25 protein-coding genes are annotated in these 25662 nt (G+C 57.2%); 15 read left to right on the plus strand and 10 right to left on the minus strand.

Features of this window, described 5'->3' with window-relative positions:
* The first annotated feature begins 297 nt into the window (after positions 1–297).
* The gene (locus RYC17_RS04740) at positions 298–2790 is read left to right on the plus strand and encodes a ligase-associated DNA damage response DEXH box helicase (RefSeq protein ID WP_316902593.1); all 2493 of its coding nucleotides are present in this window, start codon (positions 298–300) and stop codon (positions 2788–2790) included.
* Positions 2787–3443 carry a ligase-associated DNA damage response endonuclease PdeM gene (gene pdeM, locus RYC17_RS04745; protein ID WP_058408362.1) on the plus strand — a complete coding sequence of 219 codons (657 nt, stop codon included), beginning with the start codon at positions 2787–2789 and terminating at the stop codon, positions 3441–3443. The genes RYC17_RS04740 and pdeM overlap by 4 nt, the downstream gene beginning before the upstream one ends.
* Before the next feature lie 60 nt (positions 3444–3503).
* Here pdeM and RYC17_RS04750 read toward each other — a convergent pair whose 3' ends face one another.
* Complete coding sequence (locus tag RYC17_RS04750) at positions 3504–3725, minus strand: hypothetical protein (protein ID WP_058428140.1); 222 nt, start codon at positions 3723–3725, stop codon at positions 3504–3506.
* A gap of 112 nt (positions 3726–3837) precedes the next feature.
* Positions 3838–4404, minus strand: a complete 567-nt coding sequence (gene dcd / locus RYC17_RS04755; RefSeq protein WP_002554836.1) for a dCTP deaminase — start codon at positions 4402–4404, stop codon at positions 3838–3840.
* Positions 4405–4723: 319 nt separating this feature from the next.
* On the opposite strand from dcd, the gene RYC17_RS04760 reads away from it, so the two are divergent.
* Entirely contained in the window at positions 4724–4933 is a 210-nt protein-coding gene (locus RYC17_RS04760; RefSeq protein WP_002554837.1) for a cold-shock protein, read from the plus strand.
* A 150-nt stretch (positions 4934–5083) separates the two neighbouring features.
* On the opposite strand, the gene apbC is transcribed toward RYC17_RS04760, so the two are convergent.
* Positions 5084–6178 carry an iron-sulfur cluster carrier protein ApbC gene (gene apbC / locus RYC17_RS04765; protein WP_316902594.1) on the minus strand — a complete coding sequence of 365 codons (1095 nt, stop codon included), beginning with the start codon at positions 6176–6178 and terminating at the stop codon, positions 5084–5086.
* A gap of 185 nt (positions 6179–6363) precedes the next feature.
* Between apbC and metG the strand changes: the two genes are divergently transcribed.
* The 4 genes from metG to RYC17_RS04785 all read left to right on the plus strand — a co-directional run bounded on the left by metG (position 6364) and on the right by RYC17_RS04785 (position 10341).
* On the plus strand, positions 6364–8412 hold the full coding sequence (metG, locus tag RYC17_RS04770) for a methionine--tRNA ligase (protein WP_316902595.1): 2049 nt from the start codon (positions 6364–6366) through the stop codon (positions 8410–8412).
* A 129-nt stretch (positions 8413–8541) separates the two neighbouring features.
* Entirely contained in the window at positions 8542–9417 is an 876-nt protein-coding gene (gene rsxB, locus RYC17_RS04775) for an electron transport complex subunit RsxB (protein ID WP_316902596.1), read from the plus strand.
* On the plus strand, positions 9414–10052 hold the full coding sequence (gene nth / locus RYC17_RS04780) for an endonuclease III (RefSeq protein ID WP_002554841.1): 639 nt from the start codon (positions 9414–9416) through the stop codon (positions 10050–10052). The genes rsxB and nth overlap by 4 nt, the downstream gene beginning before the upstream one ends.
* A gap of 106 nt (positions 10053–10158) precedes the next feature.
* Entirely contained in the window at positions 10159–10341 is a 183-nt protein-coding gene (locus RYC17_RS04785; RefSeq protein ID WP_122258363.1) for a PA3496 family putative envelope integrity protein, read from the plus strand.
* 160 nt (positions 10342–10501) lie between these two features.
* Here RYC17_RS04785 and RYC17_RS04790 read toward each other — a convergent pair whose 3' ends face one another.
* A complete protein-coding gene (locus tag RYC17_RS04790; RefSeq protein WP_002554843.1) occupies positions 10502–11128 on the minus strand; it encodes a response regulator transcription factor in 627 nt (208 codons plus the stop codon).
* 1142 nt (positions 11129–12270) lie between these two features.
* Between RYC17_RS04790 and RYC17_RS04795 the strand changes: the two genes are divergently transcribed.
* Positions 12271–12798, plus strand: coding sequence for a hypothetical protein (locus RYC17_RS04795; protein WP_063611886.1), 528 nt, complete (start codon positions 12271–12273; stop codon positions 12796–12798).
* A gap of 434 nt (positions 12799–13232) precedes the next feature.
* Here the strand turns inward: RYC17_RS04795 and RYC17_RS04800 are convergent, their stop codons facing one another.
* Together RYC17_RS04800 and RYC17_RS04805 are read right to left on the minus strand one after the other, a co-directional pair.
* Positions 13233–14450: an argininosuccinate synthase gene (locus tag RYC17_RS04800; protein ID WP_003412906.1), complete on the minus strand. Its 1218-nt coding sequence runs from the start codon at positions 14448–14450 to the stop codon at positions 13233–13235.
* 120 nt (positions 14451–14570) lie between these two features.
* Entirely contained in the window at positions 14571–15476 is a 906-nt protein-coding gene (locus RYC17_RS04805) for a flagellar protein MotY (RefSeq protein WP_057455933.1), read from the minus strand.
* Positions 15477–15625: 149 nt separating this feature from the next.
* On the opposite strand from RYC17_RS04805, the gene pyrC reads away from it, so the two are divergent.
* The 4 genes from pyrC to bfr all read left to right on the plus strand — a co-directional run bounded on the left by pyrC (position 15626) and on the right by bfr (position 18432).
* Complete coding sequence (pyrC, locus tag RYC17_RS04810) at positions 15626–16669, plus strand: dihydroorotase (RefSeq protein WP_316902597.1); 1044 nt, start codon at positions 15626–15628, stop codon at positions 16667–16669.
* Positions 16666–17343, plus strand: a complete 678-nt coding sequence (gene rnt, locus RYC17_RS04815; protein ID WP_003363600.1) for a ribonuclease T — start codon at positions 16666–16668, stop codon at positions 17341–17343. Before pyrC ends, rnt begins: the two co-directional genes overlap by 4 nt.
* Before the next feature lie 198 nt (positions 17344–17541).
* A complete protein-coding gene (locus RYC17_RS04820; RefSeq protein ID WP_002554850.1) occupies positions 17542–17760 on the plus strand; it encodes a bacterioferritin-associated ferredoxin in 219 nt (72 codons plus the stop codon).
* Between the two features lie 201 nt (positions 17761–17961).
* Positions 17962–18432 carry a bacterioferritin gene (bfr, locus tag RYC17_RS04825; protein WP_002554851.1) on the plus strand — a complete coding sequence of 157 codons (471 nt, stop codon included), beginning with the start codon at positions 17962–17964 and terminating at the stop codon, positions 18430–18432.
* Between the two features lie 128 nt (positions 18433–18560).
* Here the strand turns inward: bfr and grxD are convergent, their stop codons facing one another.
* The 3 genes from grxD to RYC17_RS04840 form a co-directional block, all read right to left on the minus strand.
* Positions 18561–18887, minus strand: a complete 327-nt coding sequence (grxD, locus tag RYC17_RS04830; RefSeq protein WP_002554852.1) for a Grx4 family monothiol glutaredoxin — start codon at positions 18885–18887, stop codon at positions 18561–18563.
* Positions 18888–18975: 88 nt separating this feature from the next.
* Positions 18976–21084: a molybdopterin oxidoreductase family protein gene (locus RYC17_RS04835; protein ID WP_316902598.1), complete on the minus strand. Its 2109-nt coding sequence runs from the start codon at positions 21082–21084 to the stop codon at positions 18976–18978.
* 132 nt (positions 21085–21216) lie between these two features.
* Complete coding sequence (locus tag RYC17_RS04840) at positions 21217–21510, minus strand: hypothetical protein (protein WP_002554854.1); 294 nt, start codon at positions 21508–21510, stop codon at positions 21217–21219.
* Between the two features lie 450 nt (positions 21511–21960).
* Between RYC17_RS04840 and argF the strand changes: the two genes are divergently transcribed.
* Entirely contained in the window at positions 21961–22881 is a 921-nt protein-coding gene (gene argF / locus RYC17_RS04845) for an ornithine carbamoyltransferase (RefSeq protein WP_122280752.1), read from the plus strand.
* Positions 22878–23951, plus strand: coding sequence for an ABC transporter ATP-binding protein (locus RYC17_RS04850; RefSeq protein WP_316902599.1), 1074 nt, complete (start codon positions 22878–22880; stop codon positions 23949–23951). Before argF ends, RYC17_RS04850 begins: the two co-directional genes overlap by 4 nt.
* An 8-nt stretch (positions 23952–23959) precedes the next feature.
* On the opposite strand, the gene ybaK is transcribed toward RYC17_RS04850, so the two are convergent.
* Positions 23960–24430, minus strand: a complete 471-nt coding sequence (ybaK, locus tag RYC17_RS04855) for a Cys-tRNA(Pro) deacylase (protein ID WP_316902600.1) — start codon at positions 24428–24430, stop codon at positions 23960–23962.
* 340 nt (positions 24431–24770) lie between these two features.
* Here ybaK and RYC17_RS04860 point away from each other — a divergent pair, with 340 nt between their 5' ends.
* Positions 24771–25628 carry an MIP/aquaporin family protein gene (locus RYC17_RS04860; protein WP_219169999.1) on the plus strand — a complete coding sequence of 286 codons (858 nt, stop codon included), beginning with the start codon at positions 24771–24773 and terminating at the stop codon, positions 25626–25628.
* Positions 25629–25662: the final 34 nt, after the last annotated feature.

Here is a 25662-nt window from a genome sequence, read left to right on the forward strand (position 1 = left end):
GCGTGGGAATGCAGGTCTCGACGCTCTGCGTCGCCAGGAGGACGCGGAGCGTCCGGAAAGGCATGCGACGCGGAGCGACGCACGATATTGAGATCATCGTTCCGCACGCTCCAGCGTGGGAATGCAGGTCTCGACGCTCTGCGTCGCCAGGAGGACGCGGAGCGTCCGGAAAGGCATGCGACGCGGAGCGGCGCACGATAGTTGAGATTCCGCATGCTCCAGCCATATAACCATTTAAAACTATTACCCTTTCTTCGCTGTCTCTGACTTAACGCCACTCAGAGCACACGCAAACGGATGAGCAGACCCACCGATTTCGCTCGACGATGGTTTCTCGCCCGGGGCTGGAAGCCGTTCGCTTTTCAGAAGGAGGTCTGGGCGGCGGTGAAGAAAGGTGAGTCCGGCCTGCTGCATGCCAGTACCGGCTCAGGCAAGACTTATGCAGTCTGGTTTGCCGCACTCAACCGCTTCGCCAAAGCCAATACGCTCACCGCTGACAACAAACCTCGTAAACGCAAACCGCCCGCTGAACCGCTGAGTGTGCTGTGGATCACGCCCATGCGCGCCTTGGCCGCCGATACCGCCAGAGCCCTTGAAGCACCATTGGCCGAGCTGGATATTCCATGGTCGGTGGGCTTGCGCACCGGCGATACCAGCGGCAGCGAACGCGCCCGGCAGAGCCGGCGGCTGCCCTCTGCCCTGATCACCACCCCTGAAAGCCTGACGCTGCTGCTGACCCGCGCCGATGCCCAGGTCGCCTTGTCGACGCTGAAAATGGTGGTGGTGGACGAATGGCACGAGCTGATCGGCAACAAGCGCGGCGTGCAGTTGCAATTGGCACTGGCGCGCCTGCGGCGATGGAATCCACAACTGATTGTGTGGGGCATTTCCGCGACGCTGGGCAATCAGCAACACGCGCAGCAGGTGCTGATCGGCGACAACGGCGTGACCGTGCAGGGCAAGGTCGACAAGCAATTGCTGGTCGATACGCTGTTGCCGCCGTCCATCGAACGCTTTCCATGGGCCGGACATATGGGCCTGCGCATGCTGCCGCAAGTGGTCGCCGAGGTGGATAGCAGCGCCAGTTGCCTAGTGTTCACCAATACAAGGGCGCAATCGGAAATCTGGTATCAGGCGCTACTCGAAGCGCGCCCGGACTGGGCCGGATTGATTGCCCTGCATCACGGGTCGCTGGCGCGAGAGGTCCGTGACTGGGTCGAACGCGCGCTGAAAGAAGGCGCGCTCAAGGCCGTGGTGTGTACATCGAGCCTGGATCTGGGCGTGGACTTTCTGCCGGTCGAGCGCGTGTTGCAAATCGGCTCGCCTAAAGGTGTCGCACGGCTGATGCAGCGTGCCGGACGCTCAGGCCACGCGCCGGGTCGCCCTTCGCGTGTCACGCTGGTGCCGACCCACAGCCTGGAACTGGTCGAAGCTGCTGCCGCTCATGACGCCGTCGCCGCGCGGATGATCGAGCCGCGCGAATCACCACAGCAGCCGCTGGACGTTCTGGTCCAGCATCTGGTCAGCATCGCGCTGGGCGGTGGCTTCATGCCCGATGAGCTGTTGACCGAAGTGCGCAGCGCCTGGGCCTACCGCGACCTCAGCGACGAGCAATGGCAATGGGCGCTGGCCTTTGTGCGCAACGGCGGCCACTCACTGACCGCCTACCCCGATTACCGCCGCGCCGAACCGGATGAACAGGGTGTCTGGCGTGTTCCCGATGCGCGTCTCGCCAGGCGCCACCGCATGAGCGTCGGCACCATCGTCAGCGAAGCCACCGTTAACCTGAAGTACTGGAAAAAAGGCGGCGGTGGCGGCTCGCTGGGCAGCGTTGAAGAAGGTTTCATCGCCCGGCTCAAACCTGGTGACGGCTTTCTGTTCGGTGGGCGCCTGCTGGAGCTGGTCCGGGTGGAAAACATGACCGCCTACGTCAAGCGGGCTACGGGCAAGAAAGCCGCCGTGCCACGCTGGAACGGTGGTCGAATGCCACTTTCCAGCGAACTGGCGGACGCCGTGGTGGAGAAGTTCGATGCGGCGGCACGGGGTGAATTCACCAGCCCGGAAATGCAAGCCATCAAACCCTTGCTGGAAGTGCAGCAACAATGGTCCGGGCTACCGCAACGCGACACGCTGCTGGCTGAAACCCTTAAATCCCGTGAAGGCTGGCACCTGTTTCTCTACCCGTTCGCCGGTCGGCACGTGCATTTGGGGCTGGGTAGTCTGCTGGCCTGGCGTCTGAGCCAGCATCGACCGTTGACCTTTTCCATCGCCGTCAACGACTACGGGCTGGAACTGCTCAGCGCCAGCGAGATTGACTGGGCCCAGGCATTGCAGGCTGACCTTTTCAGCGAGACCGATCTTTTGGCCGACATTATTGCCAGTCTGAATGCGGGCGAACTGGCGCTGCGACGCTTTCGCGAAATTGCCCGCATCTCGGGACTGGTGTTTTCCGGCTACCCGGGTGCGGCGAAAAGCAATCGACAACTTCAGGCATCGAGCGGGTTGTTCTTTGAGGTATTCAAGCAATACGACGCTGACAACATGCTGCTGACCCAGGCCGAACAGGAAGTGCTACGCCAGGAGCTGGATCTGCAGCGTCTGGAGCTGACATTGCGCCAGATCAACAGTCGCAGGCTGGACCTGCATGCGATAAAGCGCGCGACCCCGTTGGCTTTTCCTCTACTGGTCGAGCGCTTCCGCGAAAGTCTCAGTTCGGAAAAACTCGCTGACCGCATTGCGCGCATGGTCCGCGACCTGGAGAAAGCCGCAGGTCCGGAGCATGAGCAATGACGCCTTACCTCGCAGTAACGCTGGCGGGAGAAGAGTTGTGGCTGCTGGCCGACAAGGCCATCTACTACCCAGCAGAGCGATCGCTGCTGATTGCCGACGCGCACTTTGGCAAGGCAGCGGCCTACCGCAAGCTGGGTCAACCAGTGCCACACGGCACCACTCAAGCCAATCTGCGACGACTGGACAGCCTGCTCGATGCGTATGCCTGCGATCATCTGATCTTTCTGGGCGACTTTCTGCACGCGCCGGAATCACACGCAGCGGGCACGCTCGCGGCACTGGAACAATGGCGGGGCGAACACCCGGCGTTGCGCATCACCCTGATCCGCGGTAACCATGACAAACGGGCGGGCGACCCGCCCGCCTATCTGGGCATAGATGTAGTTCCCGAACCCCTGACGCTGGGGCCCTTTGCCTTGCAACACGAGCCTGACCCACACCCTCAATTGCACGTACTGGCCGGGCATGTTCACCCGGTTTACCGGCTGCATGGGCGTGGCAGGCAAAGCTTGCGACTGGCGTGCTTCTACCTGGGCCAACGCGTCAGCCTGCTGCCAGCGTTCGGTGAATTTACGGGCGGGTTTCAGATTAGTCCGGCGCAGGACTGCTCAGTCTATGTGACAGGCGGTGATGCCGTGTGGCGAGTGGTATAGCGTCGCTAGCCGCCGCATACGAGGACCTGCCCCTCACAAGGAGAAGCAGGGAACTGGTAATCAGGCAACCGGCGCAGGTGGCGGCTCGTCAGGAACGGTAGGTCCACCTGGCTCAGTGGGCTCCGGATAGGGAGTATCTGGCCCTGGATCACCCGGAATGCCACCACCGACCATATTAAGCTCGGGAAGCAGATCCGAATGAGCCATCAATGACCAGGCAAGCAACCCGATCTCGTTAAGCGGAGATTGAACCTGTTCAGAGATTTTGAAAGTAGTCTTCATAGGGCACTCCAGATCAAAGGCCGTCGCACATATCGATTATGCGAAAGCATGTGAGCAGATAGAGTGCGAAATAGAGTATTAATTCAATTCCACTAATCACCTGACCGGCAAATCAGGTACGTGGCAGGGTGACGCCACGCTGGCCCTGGTATTTGCCGCCTCGATCCTTGTAGGACACTTCACATTCCTCATCGGACTCGAGGAACAGCATCTGTGCCACGCCTTCGTTGGCGTAGATCTTGGCCGGCAATGTCGTGGTGTTGGAGAACTCCAGCGTCACATGGCCTTCCCATTCTGGTTCAAGCGGCGTGACGTTGACGATAATGCCGCAGCGCGCGTAGGTGCTTTTGCCCAGGCAGATGGTCAGAACGTTACGCGGAATACGGAAATATTCCACCGTGCGCGCCAGCGCAAACGAGTTGGGAGGGATGATGCACACGTCGCTCTTGATATCGACGAAGCTTTTTTCATCAAAGTTTTTCGGATCGACAGTGGCCGAATTGATGTTGGTAAACACCTTGAATTCGTCTGCGCAACGCACGTCGTAGCCGTAGCTGGACACGCCGAAGGAGATCACCCTGTCAGCTCCTTCGCCACGTACCTGGCGCTCGACAAAGGGCTCGATCATCCCGTGTTCCTGCGCCATGCGGCGAATCCACTTGTCCGATTTGATGCTCATGGCGGTGTCCTGAATAGCGAGGTAAAAAAGATATCCGGCATCTTACCGGGCCGGGGCCGACGGTTCAAAGGCAACAGATAGCGAGTTTGTGTGACGAGCCGGGCTCTTTCGCTGCGAATGGAAATAATCATCAACAGACCATTGGCACGTTCGGAAAAAAGGGTTAAGGTGGCGTCACTGTGTTGCTTGTGTCACTGAGAATCTCTACACGATGTTGAATTTCGATCCAACCATCTCCATGAATTTTCCAGCTCTTTGCACTCAGTCTCGGCCAGGGCTCTTCCTACGCCGCAGTTAACTTTGTCCAAGGAGATATACTATGTCCAATCGCCAAACTGGTACCGTTAAGTGGTTCAACGATGAAAAAGGCTTCGGCTTCATCACTCCACAATCCGGTGACGACCTGTTCGTGCACTTCAAAGCTATCCAATCCGACGGCTTCAAAAGCCTGAAAGAAGGCCAACAGGTTTCTTTCATCGCTACCCGCGGTCAGAAAGGCATGCAAGCTGAAGAAGTTCAAGTTATCTAACTTGTACTGATTCGCTTAAAAACCCCGCCCTTAAAAGCGGGGTTTTTTATTGCCTGTCGTTTGAGCATTTGCTTACCCATCAAGCCACGCATAAGCCTGACCGAGAGACGTCAATTGGCTGCGCCTCCCCGCCAGAGCACCACTACAGAATCAATCGTCGCTGACAGAAATGGTCGGCATCGCCGGGCTTGCAGCTTCCTGCAAGACGATTCGTGCGCCCACGTGACGTGCCAGCTCCTGATACACCATCGCAATCTGACTTTCAGGCTCGGCAATAGCGGTAGGCTTGCCGCCATCTGCCTGTTCGCGAATCAGCATCGACAACGGCAGTGATGCCAGCAACTCGACATTGTACTGCGACGCCAGCTTCTCACCGCCGCCCTCACCAAAAAGATGCTCCGCATGGCCGCAATTGGAGCAGATGTGTACCGCCATGTTTTCCACAACGCCCAGCACCGGGATGTTGACCTTGCGGAACATCTCGACACCCTTCTTCGCATCCAGCAAGGCCAGATCCTGAGGCGTGGTGACAATCACGGCACCGGCAACCGGGACCTTCTGCGCCAGCGTCAACTGGATATCGCCCGTGCCGGGCGGCATGTCGATAACCAGATAGTCCAGATCATTCCAGGCAGTCTGCGTGACCAGTTGCAGCAACGCCCCTGACACCATCGGCCCGCGCCAGACCATAGGCGTGTTGTCATCGGTCAGAAACGCCATCGACATCACGTCAATGCCATGAGCCTGGACCGGCACGAACCACTTCTGGTCCTTGATCTTCGGCCGCGTGCCTTCGGCAATACCGAACATCACACCCTGACTCGGCCCATAGATATCTGCATCGAGAATACCGACCCGTGCGCCCTCGCGAGACAGTGCCAGTGCCAGATTGGCCGCCGTTGTGGACTTGCCGACACCGCCCTTGCCCGACGCGACAGCCACGATGTTTTTCACATTGGCCAAACCGGGGATCTGACTCTGCGCCTTGTGCGCGCTGATCACGCTTTTAATGGCAACCGTGGCCGAGCTGACGCCCTCCAGGTTCTCGATGGCGGTTTTCAGCACTTGCGCCCAGCCGTTCCTGAACAGGTCGGCGGCATAGCCCAGTTCGAGTTGCACGCTGACCTGTGCACCCTGGATATCGATGGACCGCACGCAACCGGCACTGACCGGGTCCTGATTCAGATAAGGGTCGGTGTACTGGCGAAGAATCGTCTCCACCGCTGCGCGATTGACTGCGCTCATGGGCTTACTCCGTAAAAGACTGAGTGAAACAGCCGACTATCGTACCTGTTCTGTCCGTAGCCGACATGATTTCACTGAACCCTGCCCAACCACTCAGGAGTATTCCCACAACCGAGCGGGGTGAAAAAAATCGCTCAGACCTTTATAGTGGCCGGTCTCCGTTTCACTTCAAGTAGCCGAGCCCCATGTCCGAGCCACGCAAGATTCTCGTTACCAGCGCCCTGCCCTATGCCAATGGCTCCATCCACCTTGGCCACATGCTCGAGTACATCCAGACCGACATGTGGGTGCGCTTTCAGAAGCACCGCGGCAACCAATGCATTTATGTCTGCGCGGACGATGCTCACGGTTCGGCAATCATGCTGCGCGCTGAAAAAGAAGGCATTACGCCAGAACAGCTCATCGACAACGTCAAGGCCGACCATAGCGCCGACTTCGCCGACTTCCTGGTGGATTTCGATAATTTCCACTCGACGCACTCGCACGAAAACCGCGAGCTGTCGAGCATGATCTACACGCGTCTGCGCGACGCAGGTCATATCGCGACGCGTTCAGTGACCCAGTATTTCGACCCGGAAAAGAAAATGTTCCTGGCCGACCGCTTCATCAAAGGCACCTGCCCGAAATGTGCGGCTGAAGATCAGTACGGCGACAACTGTGAAAAGTGCGGCGCAACCTATGCCCCGACCGACCTGAAAAACCCCAAGTCGGCAATTTCCGGGGCCACGCCGGTACTCAAGGACTCGAAGCATTTCTTCTTCGACCTGCCTGCATTCGACGCGATGCTCAAAAGCTGGACGCGTAGCGGAACCCTGCAGGACGCCGTCGCCAACAAGATCGCCGAATGGCTGGACAGCGGCCTGCAGCAGTGGGACATCTCCCGCGATGCGCCGTATTTCGGCTTCGAAATCCCCGATGAGCCGGGCAAATACTTCTACGTATGGCTGGATGCACCGATCGGCTACATGGCCAGCTTCAAGAACCTGTGTGCACGTCGTCCGGACCTGGACTTCGACGCGTACTGGGGCAAGGGTGCGACCACCGAGCTCTATCACTTCATCGGCAAGGACATCGTCAATTTCCACGCACTGTTCTGGCCAGCCATGCTGGAAGGTGCGGCCTTGCGCACACCGACCGGCATTAACGTTCACGGCTACCTGACCGTCAACGGTCAGAAAATGTCGAAGTCACGTGGCACCTTCATCAAGGCGCGCACCTACCTCGACCACCTGCCACCCGAGTACCTGCGCTATTACTACGCGTCGAAACTGGGTCGTGGCGTCGACGACCTGGATTTGAACCTCGAAGACTTCGTGCAAAAGGTCAACTCTGACCTGATCGGCAAGGTCGTGAACATCGCCAGCCGTTGTGCCGGGTTCATCCACAAAGGCAACGCCGGTGTAATGGTCGAGGCCAATGCGGCTCCCGAATTGACCGATGCCTTCCTCGCGGCAGCCCCAAGCATTGCCGACGCCTACGAAGCCCGCGACTTCGCCCGCGCCATGCGCGAAACCATGGCTCTGGCGGATCGCGCCAACGCCTATATCGCGGAAAAAGCGCCGTGGGCGCTGGCCAAACAGGAAGGTAAACAGGATGAGGTGCAGGCGGTCTGTGCGCTGGGTATAAACCTGTTCCGCCAGCTGGTCATTTTCCTCAAACCGGTATTGCCGAATCTGGCCGCCGACGCAGAGAAATTTCTCAACGTCGAGCCGCTGACCTGGGAAGACCACAAGACCTTGCTGGGCAATCATCAGCTCAATCCGTTCTCGGCCCTGATGACCCGCATAGATCCACTCAAGGTAGAAGCCATGGCTGCTGCTTCCAAGGAAGACCTGACCGCTACCGACACTACCGCGAGCAGTGCGCCTGCCGGTAATGGCGAACTCGCCAAAGACCCGCTGTCGGCGGAAATCGACTTTGATGCTTTTGCCGCTGTAGACCTGCGCGTTGCCCTGATTCTCAAGGCCGAACATGTGGAGGGTGCCGACAAGTTGCTGCGCCTGACTCTGGACATCGGCGATGAGCAACGTAATGTCTTTTCCGGCATCAAAAGCGCCTATCCGAACCCGTCCGAGCTCGAAGGCCGTCTGACCATGATGATCGCCAACCTTAAGCCACGAAAAATGCGCTTCGGCATTTCGGAAGGTATGGTGATGGCGGCAGGTCCTGGCGGCGAGGAGATCTATCTGCTCAGCCCGGACAATGGTGCAAAGCCCGGCCAGCGCATCAAGTAAACCCGGACAAGGCCCGGTATCCAGCCATCAGGCGGATACCGGGCCTTTGCGCATTCGCAAACCTCCCGATCTGTCCGATAATGCTGCACCCTCGATAGACAGAACACCTGTTGGTCACCTGGCAAGATCATGACTGAATTGATTCGCCTGCTTCCCGGCGTGGACCTTATCCGCAGCATCGACGCCCTTCTGCCGCAGACTCAGTGCGGCAAGTGCGGCCATCCCGGCTGCAAGCCCTACGCCGAAGGCATCGCTGGCGGTGAAGCCATCAACAAATGCCCGCCGGGCGGGGACGAAACAATAGCCCAACTGGCAGAGCTGCTAGGTGTTCCGGCTCTGCGGCTGGATATGGAACGCGGTGCAGCCCCTGCGCAGGTAGCGTTCATTCGCGAAGCAGAGTGCATCGGTTGTACCAAATGCATTCAGGCCTGCCCCGTAGATGCCATTCTCGGCGCATCCAAGCTGATGCACACCGTGATTATCGATGAATGCACAGGCTGTGATCTGTGCGTTGCGCCATGCCCGGTGGATTGCATTGAAATGCACCCGCTGCCACTGGCAACGGTCACGCCCTTCGTGGGTGGTCTGGCCCCTACACCCGAGCTGCAGGAGGCGCGGCAGCGCAAGCGTAGCCATGCCCGGAAGCGTTTCGAAGCACGAAATGCGCGCCTGCACCGTGAACAGCAAAAACGGCTGGCAGAGCGCCTTGCGCGGTCGCAACGCATTGAATCCGCTCGTGACGTGCTGCCTCATTCCGCCGTTGCACTCGCCCGAAACGACAAACCTGCCGGACCGGATGAAGCGGTGAAAAGAGCCCGTATTGCCGTGGCCATGAGCCGCGCGCAGCTCAACAAGTCGCTCAAGGCCTTCGGCCATCCACCGATTGCCGAGCAGGCCGCCAGGCTCGTGGAGTTGCAGCGCGAATACGAAGCCGCCGAGCAAACACTTGCAGCACTTCTGCCGCCCCCCGCACAGGCTAATTCCGAGGAAAAGCTCCGTCCATGAATGCCGCAAAACGCCAGGAAATCTTTCGCAGGCTGCATGAGGACAATCCGGACCCTAAAACCGAACTGGCCTACACCACGCCTTTTGAGCTGTTGATCGCCGTCATCCTTTCTGCCCAGGCCACTGACGTGAGCGTCAACAAGGCCACGGCGAAGCTGTACCCGGTTGCCAATACGCCACAAGCCATATATGACCTGGGCGTCGAGGGGCTGTCCGAGTACATCAAGACAATTGGCCTCTACAACAGCAAAGCCAAAAACGTAATTGAAACCTGCCGGATGCTGGTGGAGTTGCATAACAGCGAAGTGCCGCAGACCCGAGAAGCACTCGAAGCATTACCGGGCGTAGGACGCAAGACTGCCAATGTCGTGCTCAACACCGCTTTCCGTCAGGTCGCGATGGCTGTAGACACTCACATCTTTCGCGTCAGCAACCGTACGGGCATCGCGCCAGGGAAAAATGTGGTGGAGGTGGAGAAGCAATTGATGAAATTTGTGCCAAAGAACTATCTGCTCGATGCGCACCACTGGCTGATCCTGCACGGACGCTACGTTTGCCAGGCACGCAAGCCGCGATGCGGCAGTTGCCGTATAGAAGACCTGTGCGATTACAAGGAAAAAACGTCCGACGATTGAGCCAGACAGCTGGTTGCTATCCTGTCGATTGAAAAAATCTTTTTTACCCGCTTGTGGATTGTCGATATAAGAGGCGCCAGAGAGCCCAAGCCCTGGAGTCGACTTCATGAGCACTGACAACGAGCAACTGGACGTGGACGATGACCTTGTTTCCGTCGAAACGGATGAAACCGAAACAGCGACTATTGAGCCGGCAAAGACCAATCTGAGCAAACGACGCACCATCGACAACCTGCTTGAAGAGCGGCGCTTGCAGAAACAGCTGGCCGACTACGATTTCGACTTCTAGACAAGCGCAAAAAACCTCGCACCGGCTTCCTGCCACCTACCGTTCCATTCAGGCATTTGAAGCCTCTCACAGAAGAGGCTTCAATACGTGACTGGCTGCTCTTCACCCGCTCCACATACGTGGGCACCAGGCACGCTTCCTTCTCAAACAGACCGGTTATTCAGACCAGCCCGTTACGCTGGGCGAGCTCGATCAGATCGACCAGTGAATGCGCGTTGAGCTTGAGCAACAAACGCGTTTTATAGGTACTGACGGTTTTGTTGCTCAGAAACATACCGTCTGCAATTTCCTTGTTGGTCTTGCCTCTGGCCAGTTGTTGCAGAACCATCATCTCCCTGCCGGAAAGTCGGTCAACCATGTCCGACTCGCTCGCGTTGCCCATACTGGAACGAACCGTGTGCAACGCCTGATTGGGAAAGTAGCTGTACCCCGAGAGTACCGCCTTGATAGCGCTGAGCAGCTCGGTCAGGTCCTGTTGCTTGCAGACATATCCGGCGGCCCCTGCCTGCATGCAGCGCATGGAAAAGTGGCCGGGTGCCTGAGACGTCAGAATCAGGACCTTGAACGGCAATGTCATGGCTGACAGGCGGGCAATAACTTCCAGCCCGTCGAGCTTGGGGATACCAATATCAAGAATGACGATATCAGGAAGGTGCTCACGAGCCAGTTGCAGCGCATCCACACCGTTGTCAGTCTCCGCAATGACCTCATAGCCATGACGCTCCATCAGCATGCGTACAGCAAGGCGAATGACGGGATGATCATCCACGATCAGCACTTTATTCATGGGCAGTCCATTTTTCGCTATTCGAATTTTCAGAGCCAGCACAATAACTTAGTCGTTTACTGCTTTGCATGGCGCTCACCCTTGTGGACTGACAGCCAAAGACCATTCCTACAATTACAGCAGAAACTTCCTACAAAACTCGGCAGGAACGTACATTTTTTATTAATTTTCACAGAGCCTTCCTTTTCGGAATCTGGTGATTTTTTATTGCTGGCGGCTACGGCATAAGCATCACAGCGCCAGTAAGTAAATGCATGCAGCAAACCCAGCCAAACTTTTACGTTCAAAAATGACCTTGCTGCATCTGTTAAAAGTATCGCCACACTGTTTTTGCGTCAGCGTCAGAACACGCCGGACACATGGCTTATCGCCAGCAAAAACAGCCGGAAAACTGTAGAGGCCTTGCATCCGGATGCCCTACCCGAAACCCCATGATGGAAAATCAGTGAATACACACCACGCATTACATACGCAAACGGGGATTAAAAATTACACATCGATTCCGGAATTTCGTACAAATATTTATTTAAGGACGCTCCTTACAGGCATGAAGGAAAGTTCCTACAACCGAAGCGCACAACATAAACGCGGCGTGCCAATTGAACCATTGCCGACAAACGCCAAATAATGATAGTCCATCCCCCTTGCATTGTCGCAAGATCTTACACACACCATAGCATAACCCTACATCATTCAAGACCATAAGCAGCTCTTTCGACAAGTAGCAAATACCATTTTCTATTTCAAATCCAGACACAGGGAATCGAATAGGAAACGTACTACAAAATTCACGGACGCAACATTACAGCACGTAAGACTTTATAAAGAGCGACAAATCAATTCTGGCGGCACACCATTTTTCACTTGCAAATTTTATTACCAGTCGTTACTTTTTTAACAGAGACTTTATTACTTACTGCCATTAACCATGTGCAGCCCTATGAAACACTATCATTGGGTCATACACGTTTGCAGTTCATGAGCGGCGCGTTTACACGCACTTGGTGTATCACGCGAACCGGCTGAATTCAGGTGTTGCGTACACGGCTCATCAGGCGACACTGCCGCGTGACAAACTCTGAGTGCCTGGCAACTCTTTTGAATGGGCCCTGTGTATAACCATGTTCAAAAAGGGATACACCATGAATACTAGATACGCGCGCACGCGCTCATCAATACCCACCGCTTCCGAGTTAATCACCGCTGTGGAAAACTTTGTTGCCAAAGGCGGTATTATTGCAGTCATACCCGATGGAGAGATGGCAGGCGCATCAAACCCGTCCTCGACCGATATAGCGCCAACCCTGCCAGACGGGCCTGAACACGCTGGCAAGCTTGAACAACTCAAATACCTGGCCGCCAAGGGCGCAGGCTTTACAGCGCTGCAATATTCATTACGCATGAATAAAAAAGACGTTCGCCAACTGGCTACCGAAAACGGTGTGACGATCACTGTCAGTCAGCCCATGCTCACCACCCGCAGGGAGGCCCGTCATGACGCTACGGATATCGACGACGTGGTGGCCGGCCACGCCATGCATTACTCGGCGCTGGGCTATACCGCAGCCGAGATTGCCCAGGTACTGGACCTGAGCCTTCGCCAGGTATGGAATATCGGCAAGGCCTATCGATTCGAGTTCAAGCAGCAACGCGAGAGCGACACGACCTGAAGCCCGACTCTAAAACAGGTATCGAGTGCACAAGTTTCGACTGCCACGCAGAAAGCACCAGGCATCCTGCTTTTAACTTCGACAGCCACTGTAGGAAAAAACCAAAAGCAGACCTGCACTTTTCGCCATGAACGGTAAGAACGAATTTAATGAGTACATGCGCGGCGATACATAATCGCCTGCACCCGGCGAACTGCTGCTTACATGACTTGCCGATGGAAATACTCTGTCAATATCAAACGCGTACTGCGACACCGAAAACACACTGAGCGTCCGGCAGGACGGTCTAGAAACACTCATGAACAATGAGCAACTTGTCAGAGAGCCTGAATTCGAGAAATGGCTACAGACGTTGACGCTTTAAAGGCGTGACGGGGAACCTGGATTTAAAGTGCAGCCCTGCAAGGGCTGCACTCATCGAACAACCAGCAGTATCAGAACAGCTTACGGCCTTTATTCGCAGCAATACGCATACGCAAGGCATTGAGCTTGATGAAGCCTGCCGCATCGGCCTGATCATAGGCACCTGCGTCATCTTCGAAGGTAGCGATATTGGCATCGAACAACGAATCGTCCGACTTGCGACCGGTAACAATCACATTGCCTTTATAAAGCTTCAGACGTACAACACCGTTCACATGGGCCTGAGACGCGTCGATCATCTGCTGCAGCATCAGACGCTCCGGGCTCCACCAGTAACCTGTGTAGATCAGGCTGGCGTATTTGGCCATCAGTTCGTCCTTGAGGTGGGCGACTTCACGGTCCAGAGTGATCGATTCGATGGCGCGGTGAGCACGCAGCATGATGGTGCCGCCCGGCGTCTCGTAGCAGCCACGGGACTTCATGCCCACGTAACGGTTTTCAACGATGTCCAGACGTCCGATGCCGTTTTCGCCACCGATGCGGTTCAGGGTCGCCAACACAGTGGCAGGCGTCATCTCAACGCCGTCCAGCGCAACGATGTCGCCATTGCGGTAGGTCAGCTCCAGATAAGTTGCAACGTTCGGCGCGTCCTCAGGAGACTTGGTCCAGCGCCACATGTCTTCTTCGTGCTCGGTCCAGGTGTCTTCCAGCACGCCGCCCTCATAGGAGATGTGCAGCAGGTTGGCATCCATCGAGTACGGGGATTTCTTCTTGCCGTGGCGCTCGATCGGAATGTTGTGCTTCTCGGCGTAGTCCATCAGCTTTTCACGAGAGAGCAGGTCCCATTCACGCCACGGAGCAATCACTTTGACACCTGGCTTGAGCGCATAGGCGCCCAGCTCGAAACGCACCTGATCGTTGCCTTTACCGGTGGCACCATGGGAAATGGCATCAGCGCCGGTTTCGTTGGCGATCTCGATCAGGCGCTTGGCGATCAGCGGGCGAGCGATGGAAGTGCCCAGCAGGTACTCGCCTTCATAGACGGTGTTGGCACGGAACATCGGGAACACGAAATCACGCACGAACTCTTCGCGCAGGTCATCGATGTAGATTTCTTTCACGCCCATGGCCTGAGCCTTGGCGCGTGCCGGCTCGACTTCTTCACCCTGACCCAGGTCAGCGGTAAAGGTCACCACTTCGCAGTTGTACGTATCTTGCAGCCACTTGAGGATTACCGAAGTATCCAGGCCACCGGAATACGCGAGAACTACCTTGTTTACGTCCGCCATGCCATCACTCCACCGGGTTGTACGGAAAACCGCTGATTCTACCGTTCAAACCAGCAAATTTACAGGGGCGCGACAGCTTGTGACGACAAGGCGACGTTTGGCAGGAGCCTTATGCAGCCATCAGGACGTGTGCGCTGCACTGACCGCAGAGGCTACCGGCACCGGACGCTCATCGGGCGCAACACGCTCCAGATGCACGTTCACGCGGCGGTTGCGCGCACGATTGGCCTCATTGGTGTTGGGCACCAGCGGGTAGCGTTCGCCATGAAAGCGCAGGGTGATTTGCTGCTCGGGGATGCCCTGAGCCTTGAAGTAGTCCATGACCGCCAGCGCACGGCGGCGGGAAAGGTCGCGGTTGGTGAGCCGATTGCCACTGTTGTCCGAATGGCCGTCAAGCTCGATACGGTTAACCGTCGGGTCGGCCTTCAAATAAGCCACCATGTTGTCCAGACGCGCCTTGGCATGGGCATCCAGTTCAATACCGCCACCGGGAAATCCTACTTCAGCCTGTTTGACCTGATCGAAGTTCATCGGCAGAAGTTTGGCTGTGCACGCCTGGTAATCACTGAACGCCTTGCTGAACTTGACCGGCAGCAGGCGCACTTCCATCTGGCCACCGTCACGGGTGTAGTGACGGATAAGCGGGCTGCGACCGTCCATCAGACCACTGATCAGACGCCCGGCCTGTGCCTGGGAAGTATTGAAGGGTATGTCGCCATTGCTGACGCGCACCGACCCCAGATTGATATCACCACGCCCCGGCTGCCACGGTGCGGCGGCGGCCAGCAGCGTTGCGGAACCGTTGCCCAGCATGTTGTAGGAAGCCTTGAGGCGAAACGTCGCCTGCTCACCGGCACGGCGCACGAACTCACCGGCACCGAAGTCGGTGATCGGCTGAGTCAGGCGGCATTCGAACTGATCGCCTTCGACCTTCCACTCGATGCTCTCCAGACGAGTCTGGAAACTGATAGCCATCGCCGGGAGGCTGGCAAACATGCTGAGCAGGGCTAAATATCGCTGGCGCACGGGAGGCTCCACTGGAAATAAACGCGAAACAAAAAATGACTGACTGACAAGGGGGCTATCGGTAACTTCGTGCAAAACTTGATAGCGGATGCCTGAGAGAGTCTTTTCCGGTAGCATTCCCAGCGAGTTTGACCCGCCTGGAATCCCCAATGTCTGACCGCCTGACCCTCCTGCGTCCCGACGACTGGCACGTTCACCTCCGTGACGGAGCTGTCTTGCCTCATACCGTTGCTGACGTAGCGCGAACTTTTGGCCGCGCAATCATCATGCCCAACCTCGTGCCTCCGGTGCGCAACGCGCAGCAAGCCGATGCCTATCGTCAGCGCATTCTGGCTGCACGCCCGGCCGGCAGCCGCTTCGAGCCGTTGATGGTGCTGTACCTCACCGACCAGACCACGCCTGAAGACATCCGTACCGCGAAAGCCAGTGGCTTCGTGCACGCCGCCAAGCTGTATCCGGCCGGCGCGACCACCAACTCCGATTCCGGTGTCACCAGCATCGACAAGATCTTCCCTGCCCTCGAAGCCATGGCTGAAGTCGGCATGCTCCTGCTGGTACACGGGGAAGTGACGCGCGGCGAGATCGACGTGTTCGACCGCGAAAAGGTCTTCATCGATGAGCACCTCCGTCGTGTAGTCGAACGCTTCCCGACGCTAAAAGTGGTGTTTGAACACATCACCACCGGTGAAGCGGTGCAGTTCGTCAATGAAGCATCAGCCAATGTCGCGGCGACCATCACCGCGCATCACCTGCTGTACAACCGCAATCACATGCTGGTTGGCGGCATTCGCCCGCACTTCTATTGCCTGCCGATTCTCAAGCGCAATACGCACCAGACGTCCCTGCTCGACGCCGCCACCAGTGGCAGCGGCAAGTTCTTCCTGGGCACCGACTCGGCACCGCACGCCCAACACGCCAAGGAAAACGCTTGCGGTTGCGCCGGTTGCTACACCGCCTACGCGGCCATCGAATTGTATGCAGAAGCTTTCGAGCAGCGTAACGCGCTGGACAAGCTGGAGGGCTTTGCCAGTCTTCACGGTCCGGCGTTCTACGGCCTGCCCGCCAATCAGGACACCATCACGCTGGTGCGTGACGAGTGGACCGCCCCTGCCAGCCTGCCGTTTGGCGAGTTGACTGTTATCCCGCTGCGCGCTGGTGAAAAACTGCGCTGGCGTCTGGAGGAACACGCGTGAGTGAAGATCATTTTGACGACGAACACGAAGGCCACGGCGGTGGCGGCGGTTCTCGTCACCCGATGGCAGCACGCTTTCGCGGGTACCTGCCCGTGGTCGTCGACGTAGAAACCGGCGGTTTCAACTCAGCCACCGACGCACTGCTGGAAATTGCTGCCGTGACCATCGGCATGGATGAAAAAGGCTTCGTGTTCCCGGAACACACCTATTTCTTCCGCGTCGAGCCGTTCGAAGGTGCCAACATCGAAGCCGCTGCGCTGGAGTTTACCGGTATCAAGCTGGATCACCCGTTGCGCATGGCGGTCAGCGAAGAAACCGCAATGAACGACATCTTCCGCGGCGTGCGCAAGGCTCTCAAGGCCAATGGCTGCAAACGCGCCGTGCTGGTCGGCCACAACGCCAGCTTCGACCTCGGCTTCGTCAATGCCGCTGTCGCGCGAATGGACATGAAGCGCAACCCGTTTCACCCGTTCTCAAGCTTCGACACCGCTACCCTCGCAGGCCTGGCCTACGGTCAGACCGTGCTGGCCAAGGCCTGCCAGGCTGCCGGAATCGACTTCGACGGCCGCGAAGCCCACTCGGCTCGCTACGACACCGAGAAGACTGCAGAGCTGTTCTGCGGCATCGTCAACCGCTGGAAGGAAATGGGCGGCTGGGAAGACTTCGACGACTAAGGTCGGCACGGCAGTGAATGGACCGGCTTCTCGCCGGTTTTTTCATGCCTGTCTGGAACGGGATATCTGGATACGCTGACTCTGAAAACAACCACTCATCGTTCTACCTGAATCGAACCCAAAACAGTTTTGACAAGCATTCTCATTAACATTAAGCTCCTCGGCACCAAGCAATAAACCAGCGACGGTCAATAGCTTATGTATGTTTGTCTTTGCCAAGGTGTCACAGACGGTCAAATCCGGGATGCAATTCTGGAAGGCTGCTGCAGTTATCGTGAAGTCCGTGAAACGCTGGGTGTTGCGAGTAAATGCGGAAAATGCGCCTGCCTTGCGAAGGAAGTGGTGCGTGACACGCTGACAGAACTGCAAACCACTCAGGCATCGCTGGCCTATCCAGCAGAATTTTCAGCCGCCTGAATACCCCTCTTTTAAAGAACCGGGCACCCTGCCCGGTTTTTTTATGCCTGTAATTCAAGCGCTTAGCGTGAAGATGCGGAACTCAAACATTCTTATTCCTATTTAAATTCACTTATTATTCAACAACTTAGGTTTGACAGGCGTTTAAGCGCGGCTCACACTCGGCGCTTATATACACAATCCACCGGCAGGACCTCGAACATGAAAGGCGACATTACAGTCATCCAGCATCTCAACAAGATCCTCGGAAACGAGCTGGTCGCCATCAATCAGTATTTCCTGCATGCGCGCATGTATGAAGACTGGGGTCTGAAAAAGCTCGGCGGCCATGAGTACAAAGAATCCATCCATGCGATGAAGTATGCCGACAAGCTGATCAAGCGCACGCTGTTCCTTGAAGGGCTGCCAAACCTGCAGGATCTGGGCAAGATCCTGATTGGTGAGCACACCAAGGAAATGCTCGAGTGCGACCTGAAGATCGAGCAGAAAGGCCTGGCTGATCTGAAAGCGGCCATTGCTCACTTTGAAACGGTAGGTGACTTCGGCAGCCGTGAACTGCTGGAAGACATCCTCGAGCCCAAGGAAGAGCAAATCGACTGGCTGGAGACCCAGCTGGGTCTGATCGTAAAAGTCGGTATCGAGAACTACCTGCAGTCGCAGATGGGCGACTGATTCACCGGTTGCGCTGCAATGAAAAAGCCCGCCTCAATCGAGAGCGGGCTTTTTCTTGTGCGTAAAACCATGCTTGGGCGCAGGGCACGATAATCTCGACTATCGTGCCCACGATGCAGCGCAAGGCTTTACTCGGCTTTGGCGGCCGATGCTTCCTTGACCAGAGTTTGCAGCGAACCATCAGCCATCATTTCGGTGATGATGTCGCTACCGCCGACCAGTTCACCAGCCACCCACAGTTGCGGGAAAGTCGGCCAGTTGGCGTACTTTGGCAGGTTGGCGCGAATTTCAGGGTTTTGCAGAATGTCGACGTAGGCAAATTTTTCGCCACACGCCATCAATGCCTGGGAAGCCTTGGCCGAAAAGCCGCATTGAGGGGCATTCGGAGCGCCTTTCATGTAAAGCAGAATGGTGTTGTTTGCAATCTGCTCTTTGATCGTTTCGATGATATCCATGGAGCACCTCGGCTGAAATATCCGACTCAGTTGTCGGCACGGTGGCGCATTGTAACGAAATCCCGAGCATGACGCTCTGTCTTGAGCCTTAACAGGCAGCCACCTGTACCGGCACACCGTTCAACGCCGCATTGCCGGAGAGTACGTCAAGTTGCCGTTCGTCGGTCAGGTCATTGGCGCTCACCCCTGGCTGACTCCGGGCGATATCCATTTTCACCCCGGTACGCGAATGTCCCCAGCCATGCGGCAGGCTGACCACCCCGGGCATCATGTCGAGACTGCCCAGCACCTGCACCTCGATCGTCCCGACCCGAGAGCTGACCCGCACCTGCTGGCCATCGCTCAAACCACGACAGGCAAGATCGTCAGGGTGCATCAGCAATTGATGCCGGGGCTTGCCTTTTACCAGCCGGTGATAGTTGTGCATCCACGAATTATTGCTGCGCACGTGCCGACGACCAATCAGCAACAACGCTGCGGAATCGGGAGCGGGGTCGGCCGCGAAGCGCGCCAGGTCGGCCATGATGACCTCTGGGGCCGCCTGAATCCGCCCGTTGGCGGTTTTCAGGCGCTCAGTGAGGTTAGGCTTCAACGCCCCCAGATCGAGCCCGTGCGGGTGACTGGCCAACGTTTCCAGTGACAGTTTGTGCAGCGATGCATCGCCATAGAAGCCTGCGCGCAACCCGCGATCAATCATCTGCGCGGGTGGCAGGGTCGGTTTGAGTTCACGCTGCGCCTGGGCTGCAAATGATCTGGCCAGACCGACAAAGATCTCCCAGTCATGCAGCGCACCTTCGGGCTTGTCGAAAATGGCCTGATTGAAGCGAGTGACGTTGCGCACTGCCAGGGTATTGAAGGTGGTGTCGTAGTGATCGTTTTCCAACGCTGAGGTGGACGGCAGGATCAAGTCGGCGTGGCGGGTAGTTTCGTTGATGTACAGATCAATGCTGAGCATGAACTCCAGACCTTCGAGCGCCTGTTCCAACTGACGGCCATTGGGGGTGGACAGAACCGGGTTACCCGCGACAGTCACCAGCGCGCGAACCTGCCCTTCCCCGTCCACGAGCATTTCCTCGGCGAGCGCTGAAACCGGCAACTCGCCGCCGTACTCAGGCAGGCCGGACACCCGGCTTTGCCATAGATTGAAATGGCCGCCCGAAGTCGAACTGACGAGATCAACTGCGGGTTCCGTACACAGCGTTCCGCCCACGCGATCCAGGTTGCCGGTCACCAGATTGATCAGTTGCGCCAGCCAATGACACAACGTGCCGAAGGTCTGGGTCGACACCCCCATTCGGCCATAACAGACCGCCTTGTCAGCGGCCGCGAAATCCCGCGCCAGTTGCCGGATCTGCTCGGCAGCAATGCCGCAGCGTGGGCTCATGGCCTCGGCAGTGAAGCCGGAAATGGCGTGTCGCACTTGGTCCAGACCATCAATGGGCAAGTGACTCTCGCGAGTCAGGCCTTCTTCAAACAGAGTATTGAGCAGCCCGAACAGCAACGCCGCATCACCGCCCGGACGTACGAACAGATGCTGGTCAGCGATGGCAGCCGTCTCACTGCGGCGAGGGTCAATGACCACCAGTTTGCCGCCGCGCTGCTGGATCGCTTTCAGACGCTTTTCGACATCCGGCACGCTCATGATGCTGCCATTGGACGCCAACGGATTACCGCCGAGAATCAGCATGAAGTCGGTGTGATCGATATCCGGAATCGGCAACAGCATGCCGTGGCCATACATCAGAAAACTGGTGAGGTGATGCGGTAACTGATCAACCGAGGTCGCCGAGAAGCGATTACGAGTCTTGAGCAGCCCGAGAAAATAATTGCTGTGGGTCATCAGCCCATAGTTGTGCACGCTGGGGTTGCCCTGATAAACCGCTACCGCGTTCTGCCCATGGCGCTGCTGAATGGCGTAAAGCCGCTCTGCCACCAGATCGAACGCGGCCTGCCAGGCGATCGGTCGCCATTGGTCACCGGTGCGCAGCATCGGCTGACGCAGGCGGTCGGGGTCGTTCTGGATGTCTTGCAGCGCAACAGCCTTGGGGCAGATGTGGCCACGGCTGAAAGTGTCCAGCGGGTCACCCTTGATCGAGGTGATGCGCGGGGCAGAATCCGGCTCGGTAACGGTCTCGATGGCAAGACCGCAAATGGCCTCACACAGGTGGCAGGCGCGGTAGTGTTCAGTCCGGGTCATCACAGCCTCAGATCTTGTCATGGCAATCCGGTTGATTGCCTGACAAGCACTATGGCCGCTGCCAATAACCCGCGCCACTGACGTTTGTCGTGTGAATCGGGGGGCATCAGGCGGGCCGATGAGTGGACCGTATCAGCCGCCGATAGGCGTGACGACCTTACGCTGCAACTGGATTTCAGTGACGGTTTCGACCTGCTCCTGAGCCAGGTGAACACCGGTCAGGTCACCGATCAGGCGCCAGTGCTCGTCGAGTCCCGAGCTGATGGTCGCCATGCGATCAATCATGCGCCGCCCCGCATTACGCGTGACTTCGTCCTCGCTGCGCAGCAACTCAAAGGACATCGAGGTCATTGAGGCGGTCAGATGGGTAAGCGTGCGGGCGGTCAGCCCGAGTAACTCCGTTAGTTGACGCTCTTTTGAGTCCATTCCCCACCCCTCGATCAGTAATGTATCGGCAACGATTTATAACCTACGCCCGGCATTAAAGAAACGGTCCTTGTTTCCAGCCCGTGAAGCGGGTCGCATTCAGCGCGCCCGCGCAAACCCGGACTGTTGCAGGATTGGTACTAATTGCCAAGCGCTATTTGAGCAGTGTACAAATGCTGCCTTCGGAAAAAGCAGAGATGGCTATTGGCCTTATCAGCTTAGCCAGTTTTTAACTCGTCAACAAAGAATAACAGTGCCCCCTGACGGGGAGCGCCAGTGACATCGGTGTTTCAGAAAACAGCATGCTATTGGTAAGACGCGACATTTTTTTATACTATCGCGCCTTTCTTATTCGTCGCCTCGTGCGGCTTCCGCCGCAGGTCTCGCCCGTTTTCCCGATAAAAACCGGCTTTGATAACCTGCGGTCTGTTGCAAAAAAGGTAGTTAATCATGAACGCCAGGCACTTTCTCTCGATGATGGATTACACCCCAGATGAACTCCTGGGCTTGATCCGTCGTGGCGTAGAGCTCAAAGACCTGCGAAATCGCGGTGAGCTTTTTGAACCGCTGAAGAACCGGGTATTGGGGATGATTTTCGAGAAATCCTCGACACGTACCCGTCTTTCTTTTGAAGCAGGGATGATTCAGTTGGGTGGCCAGGCCATCTTTTTGTCCCATCGCGACACCCAATTGGGCCGTGGCGAGCCGATTGCCGACAGTGCAAAAGTCATGTCACGCATGCTCGATGCGGTAATGATCCGTACCTACGCGCACAGCAATCTGACCGAATTCGCCGCCAATTCCCGCGTCCCGGTTATCAATGGTCTGTCGGATGACCTGCACCCGTGCCAGTTGCTGGCCGACATGCAAACCTTTCTGGAGCATCGCGGCTCGATCAAAGGCAAGACGGTCGCCTGGATCGGCGATGGCAACAACATGTGCAACAGCTATATAGAAGCGGCGATTCAATTCGACTTCCAGTTGCGTGTGGCCTGCCCTGCCGGCTACGAGCCAAACGCCGAGTTCCTGACGCTGGCTGGCGAGCGTGTCACCGTGGTCCGCGACCCGAAAGCCGCAGTTGAGGGCGCCCATCTGGTCAGCACCGATGTGTGGACCTCCATGGGTCAGGAAGAGGAAACCGCCCGGCGCAAGAAGTTGTTTGCGCCGTTTCAGGTCACGCGCGCCCTGCTCGACCTGGCTGACAAGGACGTGCTGTTCATGCACTGCCTGCCTGCTCATCGCGGCGAAGAAATCAGTGTCGACCTGCTGGATGATTCACGCTCGATCGCCTGGGATCAGGCAGAAAATCGCTTGCACGCGCAGAAAGCGCTGCTGGAGTTTCTCGTCGCGCCGGCCTGCAAGCCCGCATGAACCCGTTGCTGCTGAACCTGCGCAACCTCGCTTGCGGCTATCAGAAACAGCGCGTGGTGCAGGATTTGAACATGCACCTCAACGCGGGCGATATCGGCTGCCTGCTAGGTTCATCGGGCTGCGGCAAGACCACCACACTGCGTGCGATTGCCGGTTTCGAGCCGATACATGCAGGGGAGATAACCCTGGCGGGCGAAGTCATTTCCCGTCCGGGCTGGACTCTGGCACCGGAGAAGCGCCGTATCGGCATGGTGTTTCAGGATTACGCGCTGTTCCCGCACCTGAGCGTCGCCGAGAACATCGCATTCGGCATTCGCAACCACCCGCGCCTTGATCAGGTGATCGCCGAGTTGCTTGAACTGGTCAACCTCGGCGCGCTGGGCAAGCGCTATCCTCACGAGTTATCCGGCGGGCAGCAACAACGAGTGGCCCTGGCCAGGGCGCTGGCACCGGAGCCGCAACTGTTGCTGCTCGATGAACCCTTCTCCAACCTGGATGGCGAGTTGCGTAGACGTCTGAGCCATGAAGTGCGCGATATTCTAAAGGCACGTGGTACCAGTGCCATTCTGGTGACCCATGATCAGGAAGAGGCTTTCGCGGTCAGCGATCATGTCGGCGTATTCAAGGAAGGTCGCCTGGAGCAGTGGGATACGCCTTACAACCTGTATCACGAACCTCGTACGCCCTTTGTCGCCAGCTTCATTGGCCAGGGGTATTTCATTCGCGGGCAGATGATAGACCCCGAATCGGTGCGCACCGAACTGGGTGTTCTGCGCGGCAACCGGGCATATCCGGGCGTCAGCGGCAGCGCCGTGGATGTCTTGCTGCGACCTGACGATATCGTCTACGCGCCGCACAGCGACCTGAAAGCGCGGGTAATCGGTCGAACATTTCAGGGCGCATCGACGCTGTATCGCATGCAGCTGTCTACCGGCAGCCAACTTGAAGCCATTTTCCCCAGTCATGCCGATCACGGTCAGGGCGAGGAAGTCGGTATTCGTGTGGCAGCTGACCATCTGGTGCTGTTTGCAGCGCCCGGCAGCGTCGCGGCGCATACGGTCAATCACTGAGCCCCAGCTTATTCCCGGCCAATCGGTGCGAACCGAGCCTGCGTATGCTCGGCCAGCACGGCTGCCGAAAGCTCAACCTCCAGCCCCCTCCTCCCGGCGCTGACGTAAATAGTCTCAAAACCCTGCGCTGTGTCGTCAATGAACGTACGCAGGCGCTTCTTCTGGCCCAGTGGGCTGATGCCACCCAACAGGTAGCCCGTTGAGCGCTGCGCCGCCGCGGGGTCAGCCATTTCGGTTTTTTTCGCCCCGGCGGCCTGTGCCAGAGCCTTCAGATCAAGCGTTCCGACGACCGGCACTACGGCGACCAGTAACTCGCCCTTTTCGGTACTGGCCAACAATGTCTTGAAAACCCGCGCGGGCTCCAGCCCCAGCTTTTCCGCTGCTTCCAGCCCATATGACGCTGCTTTGGGATCGTGTTCGTAACTGTGGATACGATGTTCGGCGCGAAGTTTTTTCAGTAAATCCAGTGCAGGGGTCATGCAACGCTCCTTAGGCTTCCGACTGCCTGCCACTTTAAGCCAAGTAAAGTGAACATGCCTTGATTCACGCCACCTGCAACACTGATGGCTTTTTGGTAACAGCCATAAAATCCCGGTATAAAGCGGCTGTGCGGGCTCGTATCCACTCCATGACCGTTCGGTTCCGACCTTTGACAGCGTTGTTTCTTGTCTATATTTTTTCGTTTACGAATATTATCGAAAGCGGTTTTTCGGTATAACTCGCACCAGCGATCAGAAATGGGGTTTTTCTGATACGCACGAATAACGAGCACCCATGCCTGTCTCAGGGTGCCGAGACAAAAACAAAAATGAGGTATCCATGACCATCGCACTAAAACAACCGACACTCACCGGGCAATGTGTAGCTGAATTTCTTGGCACAGCCCTGATGATTTTTTTCGGCACAGGATGCGTTGCAGCGCTCAAGGTCGCGGGAGCCACTTTCGGCTTGTGGGAAATCTGCATCATCTGGGGCATGGCCGTCAGCATGGGGATCTACCTCAGTGCCGGCATTTCAGGTGCCCACCTCAACCCGGCTGTCAGCATCGCGCTGAGTCTGTTTGCCGGTTTCGAAAAACGTAAGTTGCCTTTTTATATCTCGGCGCAAATCGCAGGCGCGTTCTGCGGAGCTGGCTTGGTGTACCTGCTGTACATCAGCCTTTTTTTCGACTTCGAACATGCGCACCACATTATTCGCGGCAGCGAACAGAGCCTTGAACTGGCCTCGGTGTTTTCGACCTATCCAAACCCTGCCATTTCCGTGGAGCAGGCATTTCTGGTCGAAGTGGTCATTACCACCATTCTGATGGGCGTCATCATGGCTTTGGGCGATGACAGCAACGGCTTGCCGCGCGGCCCGCTGGCGCCCTTGCTGATCGGCCTGCTGGTAGCCGTGATAGGCAGCTCGATGGGCCCACTGACCGGTTTTGCCATGAACCCGGCGCGCGACTTCGGTCCGAAGCTGATGACGTTCTTCGCTGGCTGGGGTGAAATGGCCTTCACCGGCGGTCGTGACATTCCTTACTTCCTGGTTCCGATTTTTGCGCCCATTCTGGGTGCCTGCCTTGGTGCTGCTGGCTACCGCGCGCTGATTGCGCGTCATCTGCCCAGCGCCGCTCCTGTTGAAAATGAAAAAGAGGCTCCTGTGGTTCGCGGCAAAGTTCAGGCTTCATCTTGAGCACCCCTCAATTTGAATCTCACTCAACTGAATC

Origin of the sequence: Pseudomonas syringae group sp. J248-6, from assembly GCF_032586995.1 — a bacterium.
GTDB classification, from domain to species: domain Bacteria; phylum Pseudomonadota; class Gammaproteobacteria; order Pseudomonadales; family Pseudomonadaceae; genus Aquipseudomonas; species Aquipseudomonas amygdali.